This is a genomic window from Streptomyces tanashiensis (assembly GCF_014648895.1).
GTDB classification, from domain to species: domain Bacteria; phylum Actinomycetota; class Actinomycetes; order Streptomycetales; family Streptomycetaceae; genus Streptomyces; species Streptomyces tanashiensis.
In genome coordinates this window covers 383,836-400,425 of record NZ_BMRZ01000004.1, presented here as the reverse complement: position 1 = coordinate 400,425, position 16,590 = coordinate 383,836, and the positions used below count along the sequence as shown (strand labels likewise).

Annotated in this window: 13 protein-coding genes; 11 read left to right on the top strand and 2 right to left on the bottom strand. The window is 72.1% G+C overall.

Annotated features, from left to right (window positions below):
- Positions 1 to 76: 76 nt before the first annotated feature.
- Positions 77 to 1,267, bottom strand: a complete 1,191-nt coding sequence (locus IE237_RS17475; RefSeq protein ID WP_189802891.1) for a cytochrome P450 — start codon at positions 1,265 to 1,267, stop codon at positions 77 to 79.
- Between the two features lie 555 nt (positions 1,268 to 1,822).
- Here IE237_RS17475 and IE237_RS17470 point away from each other — a divergent pair.
- The 9 genes from IE237_RS17470 (at position 1,823) to IE237_RS17430 (ending at position 13,899) form a co-directional block, all read left to right on the top strand.
- Positions 1,823 to 3,286, top strand: coding sequence for a xanthine dehydrogenase small subunit (locus IE237_RS17470; RefSeq protein ID WP_189802890.1), 1,464 nt, complete (start codon positions 1,823 to 1,825; stop codon positions 3,284 to 3,286).
- Positions 3,283 to 5,658, top strand: a complete 2,376-nt coding sequence (gene xdhB / locus IE237_RS17465; protein ID WP_189802889.1) for a xanthine dehydrogenase molybdopterin binding subunit — start codon at positions 3,283 to 3,285, stop codon at positions 5,656 to 5,658. The genes IE237_RS17470 and xdhB overlap by 4 nt, the downstream gene beginning before the upstream one ends.
- Before the next feature lies 1 nt (position 5,659).
- Entirely contained in the window at positions 5,660 to 6,469 is an 810-nt protein-coding gene (gene xdhC, locus IE237_RS17460) for a xanthine dehydrogenase accessory protein XdhC (protein WP_189802888.1), read from the top strand.
- A 120-nt stretch (positions 6,470 to 6,589) separates the two neighbouring features.
- Positions 6,590 to 7,897, top strand: coding sequence for an ABC transporter substrate-binding protein (locus IE237_RS17455; protein ID WP_189802887.1), 1,308 nt, complete (start codon positions 6,590 to 6,592; stop codon positions 7,895 to 7,897).
- A gap of 100 nt (positions 7,898 to 7,997) precedes the next feature.
- Positions 7,998 to 8,894, top strand: coding sequence for a carbohydrate ABC transporter permease (locus tag IE237_RS17450; RefSeq protein WP_189802886.1), 897 nt, complete (start codon positions 7,998 to 8,000; stop codon positions 8,892 to 8,894).
- Positions 8,891 to 9,838, top strand: a complete 948-nt coding sequence (locus tag IE237_RS17445) for a carbohydrate ABC transporter permease (protein ID WP_189802885.1) — start codon at positions 8,891 to 8,893, stop codon at positions 9,836 to 9,838. The genes IE237_RS17450 and IE237_RS17445 overlap by 4 nt, the downstream gene beginning before the upstream one ends.
- Positions 9,839 to 9,862: 24 nt before the next feature.
- Complete coding sequence (locus IE237_RS17440) at positions 9,863 to 10,876, top strand: hydroxyacid dehydrogenase (protein ID WP_189802884.1); 1,014 nt, start codon at positions 9,863 to 9,865, stop codon at positions 10,874 to 10,876.
- Between the two features lie 55 nt (positions 10,877 to 10,931).
- Positions 10,932 to 12,947, top strand: a complete 2,016-nt coding sequence (locus IE237_RS17435; protein ID WP_189802883.1) for an outer membrane protein assembly factor BamB family protein — start codon at positions 10,932 to 10,934, stop codon at positions 12,945 to 12,947.
- Positions 12,948 to 12,975: 28 nt separating this feature from the next.
- Positions 12,976 to 13,899, top strand: coding sequence for an ROK family protein (locus IE237_RS17430; RefSeq protein WP_189802882.1), 924 nt, complete (start codon positions 12,976 to 12,978; stop codon positions 13,897 to 13,899).
- 59 nt (positions 13,900 to 13,958) lie between these two features.
- Here the strand turns inward: IE237_RS17430 and IE237_RS17425 are convergent, their stop codons facing one another.
- The gene (locus IE237_RS17425; protein WP_189802881.1) at positions 13,959 to 15,155 is read right to left on the bottom strand and encodes a S8 family peptidase; all 1,197 of its coding nucleotides are present in this window, start codon (positions 15,153 to 15,155) and stop codon (positions 13,959 to 13,961) included.
- An 82-nt stretch (positions 15,156 to 15,237) separates the two neighbouring features.
- Here IE237_RS17425 and IE237_RS17420 point away from each other — a divergent pair, with 82 nt between their 5' ends.
- Both IE237_RS17420 and IE237_RS17415 read left to right on the top strand, forming a co-directional pair.
- Positions 15,238 to 15,408, top strand: coding sequence for a hypothetical protein (locus IE237_RS17420; RefSeq protein WP_189802880.1), 171 nt, complete (start codon positions 15,238 to 15,240; stop codon positions 15,406 to 15,408).
- 313 nt (positions 15,409 to 15,721) lie between these two features.
- Positions 15,722 to 16,582, top strand: a complete 861-nt coding sequence (locus IE237_RS17415; protein WP_189802879.1) for a DUF1684 domain-containing protein — start codon at positions 15,722 to 15,724, stop codon at positions 16,580 to 16,582.
- Positions 16,583 to 16,590: the final 8 nt, after the last annotated feature.

The following is a 16,590-nucleotide window of genomic DNA, read 5'->3' as shown; positions in this document are numbered from 1 at the left end:
CGGACGCCGGGCCTTCGGGGGGAGCGGCCGGCGCCGGGCGACCGCACGAGCGGCCTCGCCCGGCGCCGGTTCCCTGTCAGGCGTCCCAGGTGACCGGGAGGCTCTTCACCCCGTAGATGTCCGCGGTCTCCGGTCGCAGGGCGACCTCCTCGGCCGGGACGGCCAGGCGCAGCGTGGGGAAGCGCCTGAACAGCGCCGCGAACGCGACCCGCATCTCGACGCGGGCCAGTTGCGCCCCCAGGCACAGGTGGATGCCGTGGCCGAAGGCCAGGTGACCGCCCGCGTCCCGCCGGAGGTCCAGCTCGTGCGGGTCGGCGAAGCGCTCGGGGTCGCGGTTGGCGGTGTTGTACGACAGGACGACCGTCGTGCCGGCCTCGATGGTCTGGCCACCGACCTCGACGTCCTCCAGCGCCGTCCGCATGAAGGACTTGGCGACGCTCAGGTACCGCAGCAGCTCCTCCACGGCGCGGTCGGTGAGCGCGGGATCGGCGCGCAGCGCGTCGAGCTGCTCCGGGTTCCGCAGGAGGGCGAAGACGCCGAGCGACAGCATGTTGGCGGTGGTGTCGAACCCGGCGGCCAGCAGGATCAGGCTGATCCCCCTCAGCTCCTCGTCGGTCAGATCACTGTCCGTGAGTTCGCTGAGCACGTCGTCGGTGGGGTTCGCGCGCTTGGCGGCCACGAGCCGGGCGAGGTACTCCTGGGTGGCGGTGTAGGCCGCGATCAGGTCCTCGTCGCTCGTCTCCCCGCCCATGAACGTGTCGATCTGCTCCTGGAAGGAGTCCCGGTCCTCGTACGGCACCCCGAGGATCTCGCAGATGATGATGGTGGGGATGGGCTTGGCGAACGCGGTCACCAGGTCCGCCGACGGCCCGGCCTCCTCCATGGCGTCCAGACAGTCGGCGGTGATCTGCTCGACGCGCTCGGCGAGCAGCCGCATCCGCCGTGCGGTGAACTTGCCGACGAGCGGCTTCCGGTAGCGCCCGTGGTCCGGTTCGTCCATGAGGAGGAACTCGCCGGGCGGGGCCGGCGGCAGCTCGAAGTCGACCACGTTCATGAGGTCCTTGCGCGAGCTGAACCGCGGGTCGGCCAGGACCGACCTGACCAGGTCGTACCCGGTGATGAGCCAGCCCGGCTTCCCGCCGGGGTGGGTGTAACGGCTGATCGGGCCGTGCTCACGGGCCTCGATCAGCTCCGCCGGCGGGTCGAAGGGGCATCCGGACGGACGCTCGGTCGGCAGGGTGGTGACGGTGTGGACGGACTCGCTCATGGCCATTCCCTCGTTCTCGCGGCAGCAGGTGTTCGACGCATCCCGAAAGCTACGTTGCGTTCAGGGTTCCGTCAATGATCAAAAAGCCATATCCCCAGCTAGTAGCCGATAAATTGATGCAATGACCCTGCGCCTTAACGCAACATCCCGTTGCAATGGATCTCTGTGGACGCTCCCGTCGGGAGCCATCCGACCGTCTGATGCTCCACCGCAGGGGCTCTTGACCTCGGTGAGGGCAGGCGACTAATTTGCAGCCTCGACCCATGACGACCGAGAGGAGGCGACCGGCGGATGAACACCAGCTCCGACCTGAGTCGCCTCGCCCACACCACGGTCTGGGTTCCGGGTCGTATCGCCCACGGCTGCTGACGACGCCGTTCTCCTGTGCCCGTCCGCGGCACATCGCGGGTCTCCCTTCACCACGTCCCGGCACGCCGCTGTCGCGTGCCGTTCCGCGCCCCCGTTCTCTCACCTGGCGCGTCTGAACACAGAAAGCTGCCCGACATTGGCGAACATGAGGAATCGACCCATCGCGCACCGAATCGAGGGCCCGTCATGGTAGCGGCGCGTATCACCGTCAACGGAGAAGAAGCACCCCTCTCACCGGCCGCTCCCCACACCACGGTCCTGGACTTCCTGCGCGAGCGGGGGCTCACCGGCACCAAGGAGGGCTGCGCCGAGGGCGAGTGCGGCGCCTGCTCGGTCCTGGTGGCCCGCCCCGGGGTGAACAAGCCCACCGACTGGGTGGCGGTCAACGCCTGCCTGGTGCCGGTCGCGGCGCTCGACGGTCAGGAGATCGTCACCTCCGAGGGCCTCGCCACCGCCGGCGCCCCCGGCACGCCGCCCGCCCTGCACCCCGTGCAGGAGGAGATGGCGGTCCGCGGCGGATCCCAATGCGGTTACTGCACACCGGGGTTCGTCTGCAGCATGGCGGCCGAGTACTACCGGCCCGACCGCTGCGCCCACGCGGACGCCGACGCCGGCAGCGACGCCGAGCACGGTCCGAACGGTTTCGATCTGCACGCCCTGAGCGGCAACCTGTGCCGCTGTACGGGCTACCGCCCCATCCGCGACGCCGCCTTCGCCGTCGGCGCACCCGCCGAGGAGGACCCGCTCGCGCGGCGCCGCGACCAGGCCCCGCCCGCACCGGTCGCCACCGAGTACGCCCAGGACGACAGCGTGTTCCTCCGGAAGGCCACCCTGGCCGAGACGCTGCTGCTGCTGCGCGAACGGCCCGACGCCGTGGTCGTCGCCGGTTCCACCGACTGGGGCGTCGAGGTGAACATCCGCTCGCGACGGGCCGGTTGCGTGGTCGCCGTCGACCGCCTCCCCGAACTCCGGCAGCTGCGCGTCGCGTCCGACTCCATCGAGATCGGGGCGGCCCTGACGCTCACCGAGATCGAGCGCCGTCTCGACGGCGACGTCCCGCTCCTGGCCGAGCTGTTCCCCCAGTTCGCCTCCCGGCTCATCCGCAACGGCGCGACCCTCGGCGGCAATCTGGGGACCGGCTCCCCCATCGGCGACAGCCCGCCGGCCCTGCTCGCGCTCGACGCGTCGGTGCTGCTCGCCGACGCCGACGGTGAGCGCGAGGTCCCCCTCGCGGACTACTTCACCGGCTACCGGCAGAGCGTGCGCCGTCCCGGCGAGCTGATCCGCGCGGTGCGGGTCCCGCTGCCGCTCGCGCCCGTCGTGGCCTTCCACAAGATCGCCAAGCGGCGCTTCGACGACATCTCCAGCGTGGCGGTCGCGTTCGCGCTCGACGTCGAGGACGGCATCGTCCGCAGGGCGCGCATCGGCCTGGGCGGAGTCGCCGCCACCCCCATCCGTGCGCTCGCCACCGAGGCGGCCCTGGAGGGCAGGCCGTGGACGGCGGAGACCGTCGAGGCCGTGGCGCCGCTGCTGCGGGACGAGGGCACCCCGATGGACGACCACCGGGCGAGTGCCGCCTACCGGTCCGCGATGCTCGGCCGGAGCCTGCTGAAGCTGTACACACGAACCACCGAGGCGGTCTCGTCATGAGCCAGTTGTCCGAACGCCCCGAGAAGTCCGTCGTCGGCCTCTCGGTGCCGCACGAGAGCGCTGCCCAGCACGTCACCGGCACCGCGCTCTACACCGACGACCTCGTGCACCGCACCAAGGACGTGCTGCACGCCTACCCGGTCCAGGTCATGAAGGCCCACGGCAGGATCACCGCACTGCGCACCGGACCCGCGCTCGACGTGCCCGGTGTCGTGCGGGTGCTGACCGGCGCCGACGTGCCCGGCGTCAACGACGCCGGGATGAAGCACGACGAGCCGCTCTTCCCCGACGAGGTCATGTTCCACGGGCACGCGGTCGCGTGGGTGCTCGGCGAGACGCTGGAGGCGGCCCGCCTCGGCGCGGCGGCCGTCGAGGTGGAACTCGACGAACGCCCCTCCCTGATCACCCTGCAGGAGGCCATCGCCGCGGGCAGCTTCCACGGCGCCCGTCCGGTGATGGAGACCGGCGACGTCGACGCGGGATTCGCCGACTCCGCGCATGTGTTCACCGGCGAGTTGCAGTTCTCCGACCAAGAGCACTTCTACCTGGAGACGCACGCGGCGCTGGCCTGCATCGACGAGGCCGGGCAGGTGTTCGTCCAGAGCAGCACCCAGCATCCGTCCGAGACGCAGGAGATCGTCGCCCACGTGCTCGGCCTGCACAGTCACGAGGTGACCGTGCAGTGCCTGCGGATGGGCGGCGGCTTCGGCGGCAAGGAGATGCAGCCGCACGGGTTCGCGGCCGTCGCCGCGCTCGGCGCCCGGCTGACCGGACGGCCGGTCCGCGTCCGGCTCAACCGGACCCAGGACCTGACCATGTCCGGCAAGCGGCACGGCTTCCACGCCCGGTGGAAGATCGGCTTCGACCCCGAGGGGCGCATCCAGGCCCTCGACGCCACCCTGACGGCGGACGGCGGCTGGAGCCTGGACCTGTCCGAGCCGGTGGTGGCCCGCGCGCTGTGCCACATCGACAACACGTACTGGCTTCCCCACGCCCGCATCACCGGTCGCGTCGCCAGGACCAACAAGGTGTCCAACACCGCCTTCCGCGGCTTCGGCGGACCCCAGGGCATGCTCGTGATCGAGGACATCATGGGCCGGTGCGCGCCGCTGCTCGGACTGGATCCGGCGGAGCTGCGGGAGCGCAACTTCTACCGCCGGGGCCAGTCGACGCCGTACGGACAGCCGGTCGTCCAGCCGGAGCGGATCTCCGCCGTCTGGGAGCAGGTCAAGGAGAGCGGCGGCATCGCCGGTCGCCGGCGCGAGATCGCCGCCTTCAACGCCGCGCACCCGCACACGAAGCGGGCCCTGGCGATGACCGGACTCAAGTTCGGCATCTCCTTCAACCTCACCGCCTTCAACCAGGGCGGCGCGCTGGTGCTGATCTACAAGGACGGATCCGTCCTGATCAACCACGGCGGCACCGAGATGGGCCAGGGCCTGCACACCAAGATGCTCCAGGTGGCCGCGACCACGCTGGGCATCCCGCCGCACAAGGTGCGGCTGGCCCCGACGCGTACCGACAAGGTGCCCAACACCTCCGCCACCGCCGCCAGCGCGGGAACGGACCTCAACGGCGCGGCGGTGAAGAACGCCTGCGAGCAGTTGCGCGAGCGACTGCTCCAGGTGGCCGCGACCCGGCTCGGGGTGAACGCCTCGGACGTACGCATCGTCGAGGGCGTCGCGCGCGGCCTGGGCAGCGCCGAGGAGCTGTCCTGGGACGACCTCGTGCGCACCGCGTACCTCCAGCGCGTCCAGCTGTCGGCGGCCGGCTTCTACCGGACCGAGGGGCTGCACTGGGACGCGAAGACCTTCCACGGCTCGCCTTTCAAGTACTTCGCCCACGGCGCCGCCGCGGCCGAGGTGGAGGTGGACGGCTTCACCGGCGCGTACCGCATCCGGCGGGTGGACATCGTGCACGACGTCGGCGACAGCCTCTCCCCGCTGATCGACATCGGTCAGGTCGAGGGCGGTTTCGTGCAGGGCGCGGGCTGGCTGACCCTGGAGGACCTGCGCTGGGACGCCACGGACGGTCCGCACCGCGGCCGTCTCCTCACCCAGGCGGCGAGCACCTACAAGCTGCCGAGCTTCTCGGAGATGCCGGAGGAGTTCCACGTCACGCTGCTCGAGAACGCGGGCGAGGAGGGCGCGGTCTACGGGTCCAAGGCGGTGGGCGAGCCGCCGCTGATGCTGGCCTTCTCCGTACGGGAGGCGCTGCGGCAGGCCGCCGCCGCGTTCGGGCCGGGCGGGATCAGCGTCGAACTGGCCTCGCCCGCGACGCCGGAGGCGGTGTACTGGGCGATCGAGGCGGCGCGCCGGGGCGGCGACGCCTCCACCGTCGGGGCCGGTGCGGAAGCGCTGAGCGGTGCCTGACATGACGTGGTTCGCCGCGGTCGCGCGGCTGCGGGCACGCCGGGAGCCCGGCGTGCTCGTGACCGTCGCGACCGTGCGCGGCCACGCCCCGCGCGACGCCGGCGCGAAACTCGTGGTGGGACGGACCGAGACCTGGGGCTCGATCGGCGGCGGCAACGTGGAGGCCGTCGCGATCGACCGGGCCCGCGAGATGATCGCCGCGGCCGAGCCGCGGCCGGAGCTGATCGATTTCGCCCTCAACGAGAAGGTCACCAACCGGCACGGTGTGCAGTGCTGCGGCGGCACGGTGTCCGTGCTGCTGGAACCGCTGCCGGTGGTGCGGGCGGTGGCGATCTTCGGCGTCGGGCACGTCGGCCTCGAACTGGCGCGCATCCTGGCCCGTCAGGACCTCGATCTCCATCTGATCGACAGCCGCTCCGACACCCTCGCCGAGGAGCGGCTGGGTGTGCTCGCGGACGCGGTGGCGCAGGTGCGGGTGCACCACACGCCGCTGCTGCCCGAGGAGGTCCTGGAGGAGCTGCCGCTCGGCACCCACGTCCTGATCATGACCCATGATCACGCCGAGGACGCCGCGCTGTGCGACGCCGCCCTGCGCGCGAACCATCTGGGCTCCGTCGGGCTGATCGGGTCGGCGGCCAAGTGGGCGAGGTTCCGCAAGCGCCTCGCCACCGAGGGCGGTCACGACGAGGCCGTCATCGACCGGATCAAGACCCCGATCGGTCTGGCCGACATCACGGGCAAGGAGCCCGCGACGATCGCGGTCAGCGTCGCCGCGGATCTGCTGCGCACCTTCGAGTCCACCTTCGAATGACGGGAATCGATATCACTTTACTCGCTTCATTCGGTATCGAATGAAGCGAAAACCATTGACGAAGCATGCGAACTATCAAATGATGCCGTTCGACGCCCCAGCGAACGATCGGTGCACATCATGCTTCGCAGAACAACGGCCGCCCTGGCCGGTTCCGTCGCCGCCCTCTCCCTCCTCGTCACCGCCTGCGGAGGGGCCGGCCCGGACACCACCCCGAGCAAGGCGACGACGGGGAAGGTGACCTTCTGGTCCTTCCTCAAGGGTTCGGACCACGTGGCCGAGGCCTTCAACCGCAGTCACCCGGACATACAGGTGACCTTCGAGAACGTCCCGTCGAACCAGGAGTACTACTCCAAGCTCACCAACGCGGTGAAGGCCGGCACCGCCCCGGACGTCGCGGTCGTCGAGTACCCGCACCTGCCCGAGTTCGCGACCCAGGGCAAGATCGAGGATCTGAGCGGAACGCTCGGGCCCGTGGTGAAGGAACGGTTCCCCGAGGCGGTGCGGCAGCTTGTCGACCTCGGCGGCAGGACCTGGGGGGTCCCGCGCGACGTGGCCCCCCTGCTGCTCATGTACCGCAAGGACTTCTTCACCCGGCACAAGATCGCCGTGCCCACCACGTGGGACGCCTACCGGACCATGACCGAGCAGGTGAGGAAGGCCGACCCGGACGCCCGCGGCGGAGTCCTCTTCACCGACAACCCCGGACTGCTGACCGCGCTCTCCTGGCAGGCCGGAGCGAAGTGGTTCGACGCCGGCCAGGACTCCTGGCAGGTCACCCTCGACGACGGCCCCTCGAAGAGGACCGCCGCCTACTGGGGCGACCTCGCCCGCGAGGACCTCGTCCGCTCCCTCAGCGCCGCCGACCCGTTCTGGACGAGCATCCAGAAGAACCGGACCGTCGCCTACGTCTGCGCGAGCTGGTGCGCCGGAGCCCACCAGGCCACCGTCCCCGACCAGAAGGGCAAGTGGGCCGTGGCGCCCGTCCCCACCTGGGACGGCAAGCCCGCCTCGGGCATGTACGGAGGCTCGTCCTTCGTGATCCCGAAGGGCTCCGGCAACAGCCGCGCAGCCGCCGAGTTCATCAAGTGGATCACCACCGACCCCGAGGGCATGAAGGCGTGGGTGTCCTCCGGCACCAGCAGCATGTTCCCCGCCGACCCGGCACTGGTCCCGGTCACGAAGGCCGCGTTCGGAACGGAGTACTACGGCGGGCAGGACCTCTACGCCCTCGGGAAGGCGTCCTACGACGCGGTCCGGCCGGGCTGGGCCTGGGGCCCGGTCATGGGGGCCACCAACACCGCCCTCGTCGACCGACTCCCCAAGGTCGCCGGCGGCACGGTGTCCCTGCCCGACGTGCTCACCCTCGCCGAGCGGACCACCGTCGCGCAGATGAAGCAGCGTGGCATGCGGGTGACCGCTCCGTAGCACCCGAAGCCCCCTCGGGCCGGTGCCGGCCACGCCCACGGGCCGGCACCGGCGCCCGACCGCACCCAGCTCGTCCCCGCCCCACCCCGAAAGGGCCGTCATGGCGACCCCGTCCACCCTGGGACAGCGCAGAACCGCCGCGCTGCTCCTGTCACCGTTCCTCGGCCTCTTCGCGGCCGTCACCCTCGCCCCGCTCCTCTACGCGGCCTGGCTGAGCCTGTTCACCACCCGCACCTCCGGCCTCGGGTTCGGCGGCACGGAGAGCGTCTTCGCCGGGTGGGACAACTACGTACGGGCCCTGTCCGACCCGGAGTTCCTCGACGGTTTCCTCGTCGTCGCCGCGTACTGCGCCGTCTACATCCCCGTGATGATCGGCGCCGCGCTCGCCCTCGCGCTGCTCCTCGACTCCGGCCTCGCCAAGGCCCGGTCCTTCTTCCAGCTGGCACTCTTCCTGCCGCACGCGGTGCCCGGCCTGATCGCCGCCCTGATCTGGGTGTACCTCTACACCCCCGGCCTGAGCCCGGTGATCGACCTCCTCGCCTCCGGCGGCATCCGCGTCGACTTCCTGTCCGCCGACCACGCCGTCCTCTCCACGGCCAACATCGCGGTGTGGGAGTGGACCGGCTACAACATGGTCATCTTCTACGCCGCGCTGCAGGCCGTGCCCCGCGAGACCCTGGACGCCGCCCGGGTCGACGGAGCCGGCGCCGTACGGACCGCGCTGTCCGTCAAGGTCCCGATGATCCGGCCCGCGGTGGCGCTCGCCGTCATGTTCACGGTCATCGGCTCGATCCAGCTCTTCACCGAACCGAAGGTCATCTACAACGCGTCCAGCGCGATCGGCAGCAGCTGGACCCCCAACATGTACGTCCAGACGGCCGCCTTCCAGAACAACGACTTCGGCCTGGCCGCGGCGGCCTCGCTGCTGATCGCCCTGTTCGCCGCCGTGCTGTCCTTCGCCGTCACCCGTATCTCTCGCCGCGGGAGCAAGCCGTGACCACGCCCTCCACCCTCCCCACCGCCCCCGCGCCCGCGCCGGCACCCGCCGCCGTCCCCGCGCCGCTCCCCCACCGACGGCGGCGCGCCCCGAAGGCCCCCTCGGCGCTGCTGTCCAGGGCCGGGGTCACCGCGCTCCTGGCCCTCGCCACCCTCTACACCCTGCTCCCCCTCACCTGGCTGCTGCTGTCCTCCACCAAGAGCCGCGCGGACCTCTTCGGCACCAACGGCTTCGCCCCGGGCCGCGACATGCACCTCGCCGAGAACCTGGAGCAGCTCTTCACGGCGGACGGCGGGGTCTATCTGCGCTGGATCCTCAACACCGTGGCCTACGCGGGCGTCGGGGCCCTCCTCGCGGCGGTGTTCAGCGTCGCCGCCGGGTACGCCTTCGACAAACTCGCCTTCCCCGGCAAGGAACGGCTCTTCTCCCTCGTACTCCTGGGCGTGATGGTGCCCGGTACGGCCCTCGCGATCCCCCTCTTCCTGCTCGCGGCCGAGGCCGGCCTCGTCAACACCTTCTGGAGCGTGTTCCTCCCCGGCCTCGTCTTCCCGTTCGGCGTGTACCTGGCCCGGGTCTTCAGCGCGTCCTACGTACCCGACGAGGTCCTGGAAGCGGCCCGCATGGACGGAGCGAGCGAGTTCCGCGCCTTCCGCACGATCGCCTTCCCGATGCTCGCCCCCGGGTTCGTGACGATCTTCCTCTTCCAGTTCACCCAGATCTGGAACAGCTTCTTCCTGCCCCTGGTGATGCTCTCCGACCAGGACCTGTACCCCGTCAACCTCGGTCTGTACGTGTGGTATTCGTCCGCGCTCTCCCAGGGTCACCCCGAGGACTACCTGCTGGCCGTCGTCGGCTCGCTGGTCGCCGTGGCGCCGCTGATCGCCGTCTTCCTGATGCTCCAGCGGTTCTGGAAGTCCGGCATGACCGCCGGCGCCGTCAAGTAGGCCTTCTCCGTGAGGAATTCCCCCATGCGCCCGCACACGACCACCCGCCCGCGCGCCCTGCTCGCCATGGGCCGGCACCACCGGGACGCGCTGTTCCCGCCCGAGGAGATCCGGCGCCTGGCGGAGTACGTCGACGTCGACCCGGACCACGTGGCCGAGGACCTCGCCCACGAGCCCTCCCTGCCGGAGGTGGAACTCCTCATCACCTCCTGGGGCTGTCCCGTCATCGACGAGGACGTGCTCGCGCGCGCCCCTGCCTTGAAGGCGGTCGTCCACGCGGCCGGCAGCGTCAAACACCATGTGACCGAGGCGTGCTGGGACCGCGGGATCACGGTGTCATCGGCCGCCTCCGCCAACGCCGTCCCCGTCGCCGAGTACACGGTCGCGGCGGTCCTCTTCGCCAACAAGCGCGTCCTCGACATCGGCGCCCTCTACCGCCAGCACCGCACGCCGCTCGACTGGTCCCGGCGCTTCCCCGGCTTCGGCAACTACCGGCGGACCGTGGGCGTGGTCGGAGCCTCGCTCGTCGGACGCCGGGTGCTCGAACTGCTCCGGCCCCACGACCTCGACCTGCTGCTCGCCGACCCCCACGTCGACGCGGCGCAGGCCGCTGCCCTCGGCGCCCGGCACGTGGAGCTCGACGAGCTGGTCGGCGCCTCGGACGTCGTCTCCCTGCACGCACCGGCGCTGCCCGAGACCCACCACCTGATGGACGCGCGCAGGCTGTCCCTCATGCCCGACGGCGCCACCCTCGTCAACACGGCCCGGGGATCCCTCGTCGACACCGACGCCCTGGCCGCCGAGGCGGCGACCGGCCGCCTCCACGCGGTCATCGACGTCACCGAACCCGAGGTGCTGCCCCCGGCCTCCCCCCTCTACCACCTGCCGAACGTCCTCCTGACGCCGCACATCGCCGGCTCGCTCGGCGGTGAACTCCGGCGCATCACCGAGAGCGCCCTCGCCGAGGTCGAGCGCTACTGCTCCGCAGAGCCCTTCCGGTACGCCGTCCACCACACGGCCCTCGCGACCTCGGCCTGACGGCCCGGCACCGCCCTTCTCCGCCTCCCCGCCCACCCCCACCCAAGGAGTCCCCATGCAGCACTCTCCGTCAGTCGGCAGGCGCCGGCTCCTCCGGGCCGGCGGTGCCCTCGGGCTCGCCGCCGCCGCTGCCCCGTTCCTCCCCGCGACCGCGCAGGCCGCGCATGGCGGGCCCCGCACGACCGTCACCGATCTGGGCCCCGCCATCGAGCAGTTCGCCCTCATGAGCGGGATCCTGGTCGGCGACACCGTCGTCATCGGCTCGCGCAACCTCACCCCGCCCCGGCTGATCGCCTTCCATCTGCCGACCCGCACGGTCGTGTCCCGGACCGACCTCGGCACCGGCCACTCGGTGCAGGCGCTCGCGGTCGACGCGAGCGGCAGGTACCTGTACGCCGGGATCCTGGCCAAGGCCGACGAGGGCGGGCCGAACCTCTACCGCTGGGACCTCGCCACCCCGGACGCACCCGCCGTGGCCGTCGGCCGGACCGAGGACCGCGACATCCGCGAGCTCGCGGTCGCACCCGACGGCACCGTGTACGCCGTCGGCGGCATACCGGGGAAGGCGCCCGCGCTGTGGAGGTACGACCCGGGCACCGGCCTCGTCACCAGGCTCGGCGTGCCCGACCCGAACGCCACCCTGGCCCGGGCCGTCGCCGCCACGGACACGACCGTCTTCTTCGGCGCCGGCAGCACCCTCGCCGGCGGGGACGGCGCGAGCAGGGCCTCGCTGTACGCGTACGACCGGGCGACGGGCACGTTCACCGACGTCACCCCGCCGGAGATGGAGAAGGACCCCAGCCTGCGCGAACTCGCCGTCGTCGGCGACCGCCTCGTCGTCACCACCGCGGGATCGACCGAGCCCGCCAAGCTCGCCGTGATGGACCTGGCCGACCTCTCCTCGTACACCCTGACGCGCACCGGCGGAAAGGTGGCCAAGACCCTCACGACGGACGGCGAGCGGATCTACTTCTCCGGGGAGGCCGGTCTGCACGCGTACACGCTCGCGACCGGGAGCATCGCCCCCGTCCGGTCCGACGCGGGCGACCTCGGCGAGGTCTGGGGGCTCGACCACGTCGACGGCGGTCTGACCGTCGTCTCGGGCTACGGCTTCGTCGCGGAGATCGACCTCGCCACCGGTGCGTCCGTCGTCACCGACCTCGGCCGGGCCGGGGCCCCCGTCAGCCCGCAGACCTGCATGGGGATCGCCGCCGACCGCCGGTCCGTCTACGTCGGCGGCAACAACGTCATGGCACGCCACGACCTGTGCGGCGGAGAGGTGGTCAACCTCCGGGCGCCGGGCGAGGCGAAGGACGCCGAGGTGCTGGACGGGGTCCTCTACACCGGTCAGTACAGCTCGCAGGGCATGTGGACGTACGACCCCGCCGTCGACGCGCAGCCCCACCGGCTCGCGGAGTTCCCGAGCGAGCAGAACCGTCCCCTCGACCTGTGCTTCGACGCCGTCAACGGCCTTCTGCTGGCCGGCGCGCAGTCCGACACCGAGGGCGGCGGCTCCCTGTGGACGTACTCCCTGGAGGACGGCGGGAAGGCGGCGTACATCAATCCGATCGACGAGGTGCAGCTGGTGCGCGCCGTCGCCGCCCGGGACGGTGTCGCCTACCTCGGGGGTGACAACCCCACCACGCGGGGACCGCGCGGCACGGTCGTCGCCTTCGACCCGGTCGCCGGCCGGGAGCTGTGGCGGATCGATCTTCCCCTGGCCACGGGCGTGGCCGCGCTGGCCGTCCGCGGCCCGCACCTGTACGGCCTCACCCGCAGGGGCGGTTTCTTCGTCGTCGACCTGCGGATCCGCCGGGTGGTCCACACCGCCGACCTGCGGGCCCTCTGCCCCGGCTTCGCGGCGATGGTGACCTGCCGGGGCTGGGTCTACGGCGTCTCCGACACCACGCTCTTCCGCGTCCACCCGAAGACCTTCGCCGTCACGACGGTCGTCGCCGGCATCGACGGCGCCTGGTACAGCGGCCCGCACGTCAACACCGACGGCCTGGGACGGCTCTACACGCTGCGCGGCCACCATCTCGTCCGCGTCGACGACAGGCCGGTGCTCTGATCGCGCGGGAGGGGAGGAGGCGTCCCCGATGAGACACGTCATCGCCCTCGGCGTGAGCGACACCGGAACACGGGCGGCACTGGTCGGCCCGGACGGGACGCCCTTGTACGAGGAGTGGCGGGCCGTCGGGCGGGGTGCCGGTCCCGAGGCCGTCTTGGAGGAGCTCCTCCCCTTCGCGGAGGAGCTCCGGGCGCGGGGGCGGGAGCGTTTCGGCACGGCCGCGGAGGCCGTCGGCATCGCCGTGCCCTGTGCCGTGCCCGTACGGGGGACGGGGGTCGGTTCCGGCGGCCTCTGCCGGGAGGGGATCCGGGAGCGGCTGAGCCGTGGGCTCGGGCGGATGCCCGTCGGGCTCGCACCGGAGGTCCGCGCCGCCGCCCTCGCCGAGGGCCGCCTCGGGGCGGGGCGCGGCGCCGACCGGTTCCTGTTCGTGTCACTCGACGGCCGTGTCGCCGGCGCGATCGGGACCGACCGCGGCATCGAGACCGGTGCGCACGACCGGGCGGGCGCGATCGGGCACGTCGTCGTACGTCCCGGCGGCCCCCTGTGCGGCTGCGGGCGGCGCGGCTGTCTGGACGCGGTCGCCTCGGCCGCCGCGATCGCCCGGTCCTGGGCCGCCGCGAGCGGTGCGCCCGTGGCCGACGCCATCGGCTGCGCCCGGGCCGCGGGGAACGGCGACGCGGCGGCGGCCGAGGTGTGGACGGCGGCGGTGGAGGCCCTGGCCGACGGCCTGATCACCGCGCACACCCTGCTGGACTCCCGCACCCTGATCATCGGCGGCGGCCTCGCCGCGGCCGGGGAGACGCTGTTCGCTCCGCTCCGGGCCGCCGTGCGGGAGCGCATCGCGTTCCGGCGCCTGCCCGGGATCGTTCCCGCGGCGCTCGGGGACACCGCCGGGTGCCTGGGCGCGGGTCTGCTCGCCCGGGACCTGCTCGCCGTCGGGGCGGGCCGCTGACGTGCGAGGCGCCCCCACCCGGGCGGATACCGGGGTGGGGGCGCCTGACCCCACGGGGTCTACAGGCCGCCGGTGAACAGCAGCTTGTTGGGGGTGCCGCCGCTGACGTTGTTCAGGAGGCCCTTCGTCGCGTTGTCGTCGAGCCACTCGGCGACCTCGGCCGGGCCCGCCGCGGGGTGCTCGGCCTTGTAGAGCGCGGCGACGCCGGCGACGTGCGGGGCGGCCATGGACGTGCCGTTCTGGGCGACGGATCCACCGCCGATCCGCGCCGAGACGATGTCCTGGCCGGGTGCGAAGAGCTCCACGCACGGGCCGTAGTTGGAGAAGGAGGTCTCCTCGTCCCAGATGTTGGAGGCCGCGACGGTGACCACGCCCGTCGCCGAGGCGGGCGAGACGTCGCAGGCGTCCTTCGACGAGTTCCCCGCCGCGATGACGGGCAGCACGCCGGCGGAGTGGAGCGCCGTGGCGGCGTCGTTCAGCGCCACGGACCTGTCCCCGCCCAGGGAGCCGTTCAGGACCGCCGGCTGCCTGGCGTTCTTGGCGACCCAGTCGAGCCCGGCAATCATCCCCGAGTACGCGCCGCGTCCGTCGCACCCCAGCACCCGGACGCTCACCAGGGCGGCCTTGCGGGCGACGCCGTACGTCTTGCCGGCGACCGTGCCCGCGACGTGCGTGCCGTGGCCGTTGCAGTCCTGGCCGAAGCGTCCGTCGCCCATCGCGTCGAAGCCGAACGTGGCCCGGCCGCCGAACTCGTCGTGGTGGTAGTCGATGCCGGTGTCGAGGATGTACGCGGTCACCCCGGCGCCGTTGCCGCGGGTGGTGAAGTCGTTGTCGAGGGGCAGGTTCCACTGGTTGATCCGGTCCAGGCCCCAGGTGGCGGCCGGGGCCCGGGGCACGGAGGTCGTGGCCGGCTGGGGCGGCGCGAGCGCCACCGCGTCCTCCTCGACCGAGGTCACCCCGGGGGTCTTCCTGACGATCGCCAGCTGGAGGTCGCTCAGCGGGGCCGCGAAGCCGTTGATGGCCTTGTCGTAGACGAAGGTGGGCCTGAGGTTCAGCTTCTCGGCGGTCTCGGCGGCGTCGACGGACTTGTCGAGGGTCACGATGTACTTGCCGGGCACCGCGTTGGCGGCGGTGACGAGCGGCGCCGGGGTCGGTTCGGGACCGGCGGCGGACCCGGACGCCGACGCCGTCGGGGCGGTGACGGCGAGGGCGGTCAGGGCGGCGCCTGCGAGAGCGAGTCTGGTACGCGTGTTCATGCCGGTGAGGGCATCATGAAGAAACGATCACGGCCTACGACATTCCCGGCGGATTCCAACGGATGCCGCAAACGTCACCGCAATGCGCTCCGCCGAAGCGGTGCCGTCGGCCCGAACGGGTGCACGGGAGGCCGAAGTCGACGTCGAGCCGACCGCGATCGCCGAAGCCGAACGGCAGGCCACCCGGGACTTCCTCGCCGACCACCCCGCCGCCGAACTGCCCTGCGACGACCGGGGGAACCGCGTCGCCTGAGCCGGAGCCGTCGTACCGGGAACACTGGCGCCACGCGTCGGAGTTGTGTTCTCCTGGACGCATGAGCCTGCTCGTGATGCGCCGACACGTGGACTACGTGCGCGTCACGACCATGGCGTGTTCCCGCTGACACCGAGGCCTCGACCCGGCGTCCGGACACCGACGCACTCGCCCCGGCTCACCCCGGGCGCCTCCTGACGGCCTCGTCCTGCCCCGCGGCTCGCTCCCCGCCTCACCACGCCACGCTTCGGCTTTCCGGCGGCGGACCCGCGACCGCGCACACCACACCATCCACCACAGCAGGAGGAGACGCATGAGCGTCCGTGGCATACCCCACGCCCCCGAACCCGACCCCCGGACCGTCGACGTCGATCCGGAGCTCTTCGCCGCCGAGTGGGAGACCTGGCACCGGGACAAGGACGCCCGGCTCGCCTCGGAGCACGGCTTCCTCGCGATCACCGGTCTGCACTGGCTCTCCGCCGAGCCGCAGGAGATCCCCGGGGCACCCGGGACCTGGTCGACGGGGCCCGGAGGCGTCGTCGTCGAGCTCGACGAGGGCACCGAGCTCGTCGTCGACGGCGAGGTCGTGCGGGGGCGTCACCTCTTCGGCGTCATCCCGGAGCGCGGCGGCATCGACGCCGTCTGGGGCGACACCGTGATCGAGGTCGCCCGGCGCGGCGGCAACGACGTGGTCCGGCCGCGCCATCCCGGCCACCCGCTGCGGGGCGACTTCACCGGCACGCCCGCGTACGAGCCGGATCCGCGCTGGGTGGTCACCGGCCGGTACGAGGCCTTCGACGAGCCCCGGCCCACGACGGTCGGCGCCTCCGTCGAAGGCCTCCGGCACGTCTACGACGCCCCGGGTCGCGTCGTCTTCCGGCTGGACGGAGAGGAGTTGAGCCTGACCGCGTTCAACGGGCACGCGCCCGGCAGCCTCACGGTGCTGTTCACCGACGAGACCTCGGGCGTCACCACGTACGCGGCCAACCGGAACCTCACCGTGCCGGCCCCCGGGCCCGACGGCGCGGTCCGGCTCGACTTCAACCGGGCCACCAACCTTCCCTGCGCCTACACCGACTTCGCCACCTGCCCGCTGCCGCCGGCCGAGAACCGGCTGCCCGTCGCGGTCGAGGCCGGAGAGAGGATCCCCCACGAGCGCGGCGCCGTCGTCTAGCGGGACGC

Excerpts from the sequence above, each read along its gene's own strand:
- IE237_RS17475 (WP_189802891.1), bottom strand. The coding sequence starts at position 1,267 with ATGAGCGAGTCCGTCCACACCGTCACCACCCTGCCGACCGAGCGTCCG.
- IE237_RS17470 (WP_189802890.1), top strand. The coding sequence starts at position 1,823 with ATGGTAGCGGCGCGTATCACCGTCAACGGAGAAGAAGCACCCCTCTCA.
- xdhB (WP_189802889.1), top strand. The coding sequence starts at position 3,283 with ATGAGCCAGTTGTCCGAACGCCCCGAGAAGTCCGTCGTCGGCCTCTCG.
- xdhC (WP_189802888.1), top strand. The coding sequence starts at position 5,660 with ATGACGTGGTTCGCCGCGGTCGCGCGGCTGCGGGCACGCCGGGAGCCC.
- IE237_RS17455 (WP_189802887.1), top strand. The coding sequence starts at position 6,590 with ATGCTTCGCAGAACAACGGCCGCCCTGGCCGGTTCCGTCGCCGCCCTC.
- IE237_RS17450 (WP_189802886.1), top strand. The coding sequence starts at position 7,998 with ATGGCGACCCCGTCCACCCTGGGACAGCGCAGAACCGCCGCGCTGCTC.
- IE237_RS17440 (WP_189802884.1), top strand. The coding sequence starts at position 9,863 with ATGCGCCCGCACACGACCACCCGCCCGCGCGCCCTGCTCGCCATGGGC.
- IE237_RS17435 (WP_189802883.1), top strand. The coding sequence starts at position 10,932 with ATGCAGCACTCTCCGTCAGTCGGCAGGCGCCGGCTCCTCCGGGCCGGC.
- IE237_RS17430 (WP_189802882.1), top strand. The coding sequence starts at position 12,976 with ATGAGACACGTCATCGCCCTCGGCGTGAGCGACACCGGAACACGGGCG.
- IE237_RS17425 (WP_189802881.1), bottom strand. The coding sequence starts at position 15,155 with ATGAACACGCGTACCAGACTCGCTCTCGCAGGCGCCGCCCTGACCGCC.
- IE237_RS17420 (WP_189802880.1), top strand. The coding sequence starts at position 15,238 with ATGCGCTCCGCCGAAGCGGTGCCGTCGGCCCGAACGGGTGCACGGGAG.
- IE237_RS17415 (WP_189802879.1), top strand. The coding sequence starts at position 15,722 with ATGAGCGTCCGTGGCATACCCCACGCCCCCGAACCCGACCCCCGGACC.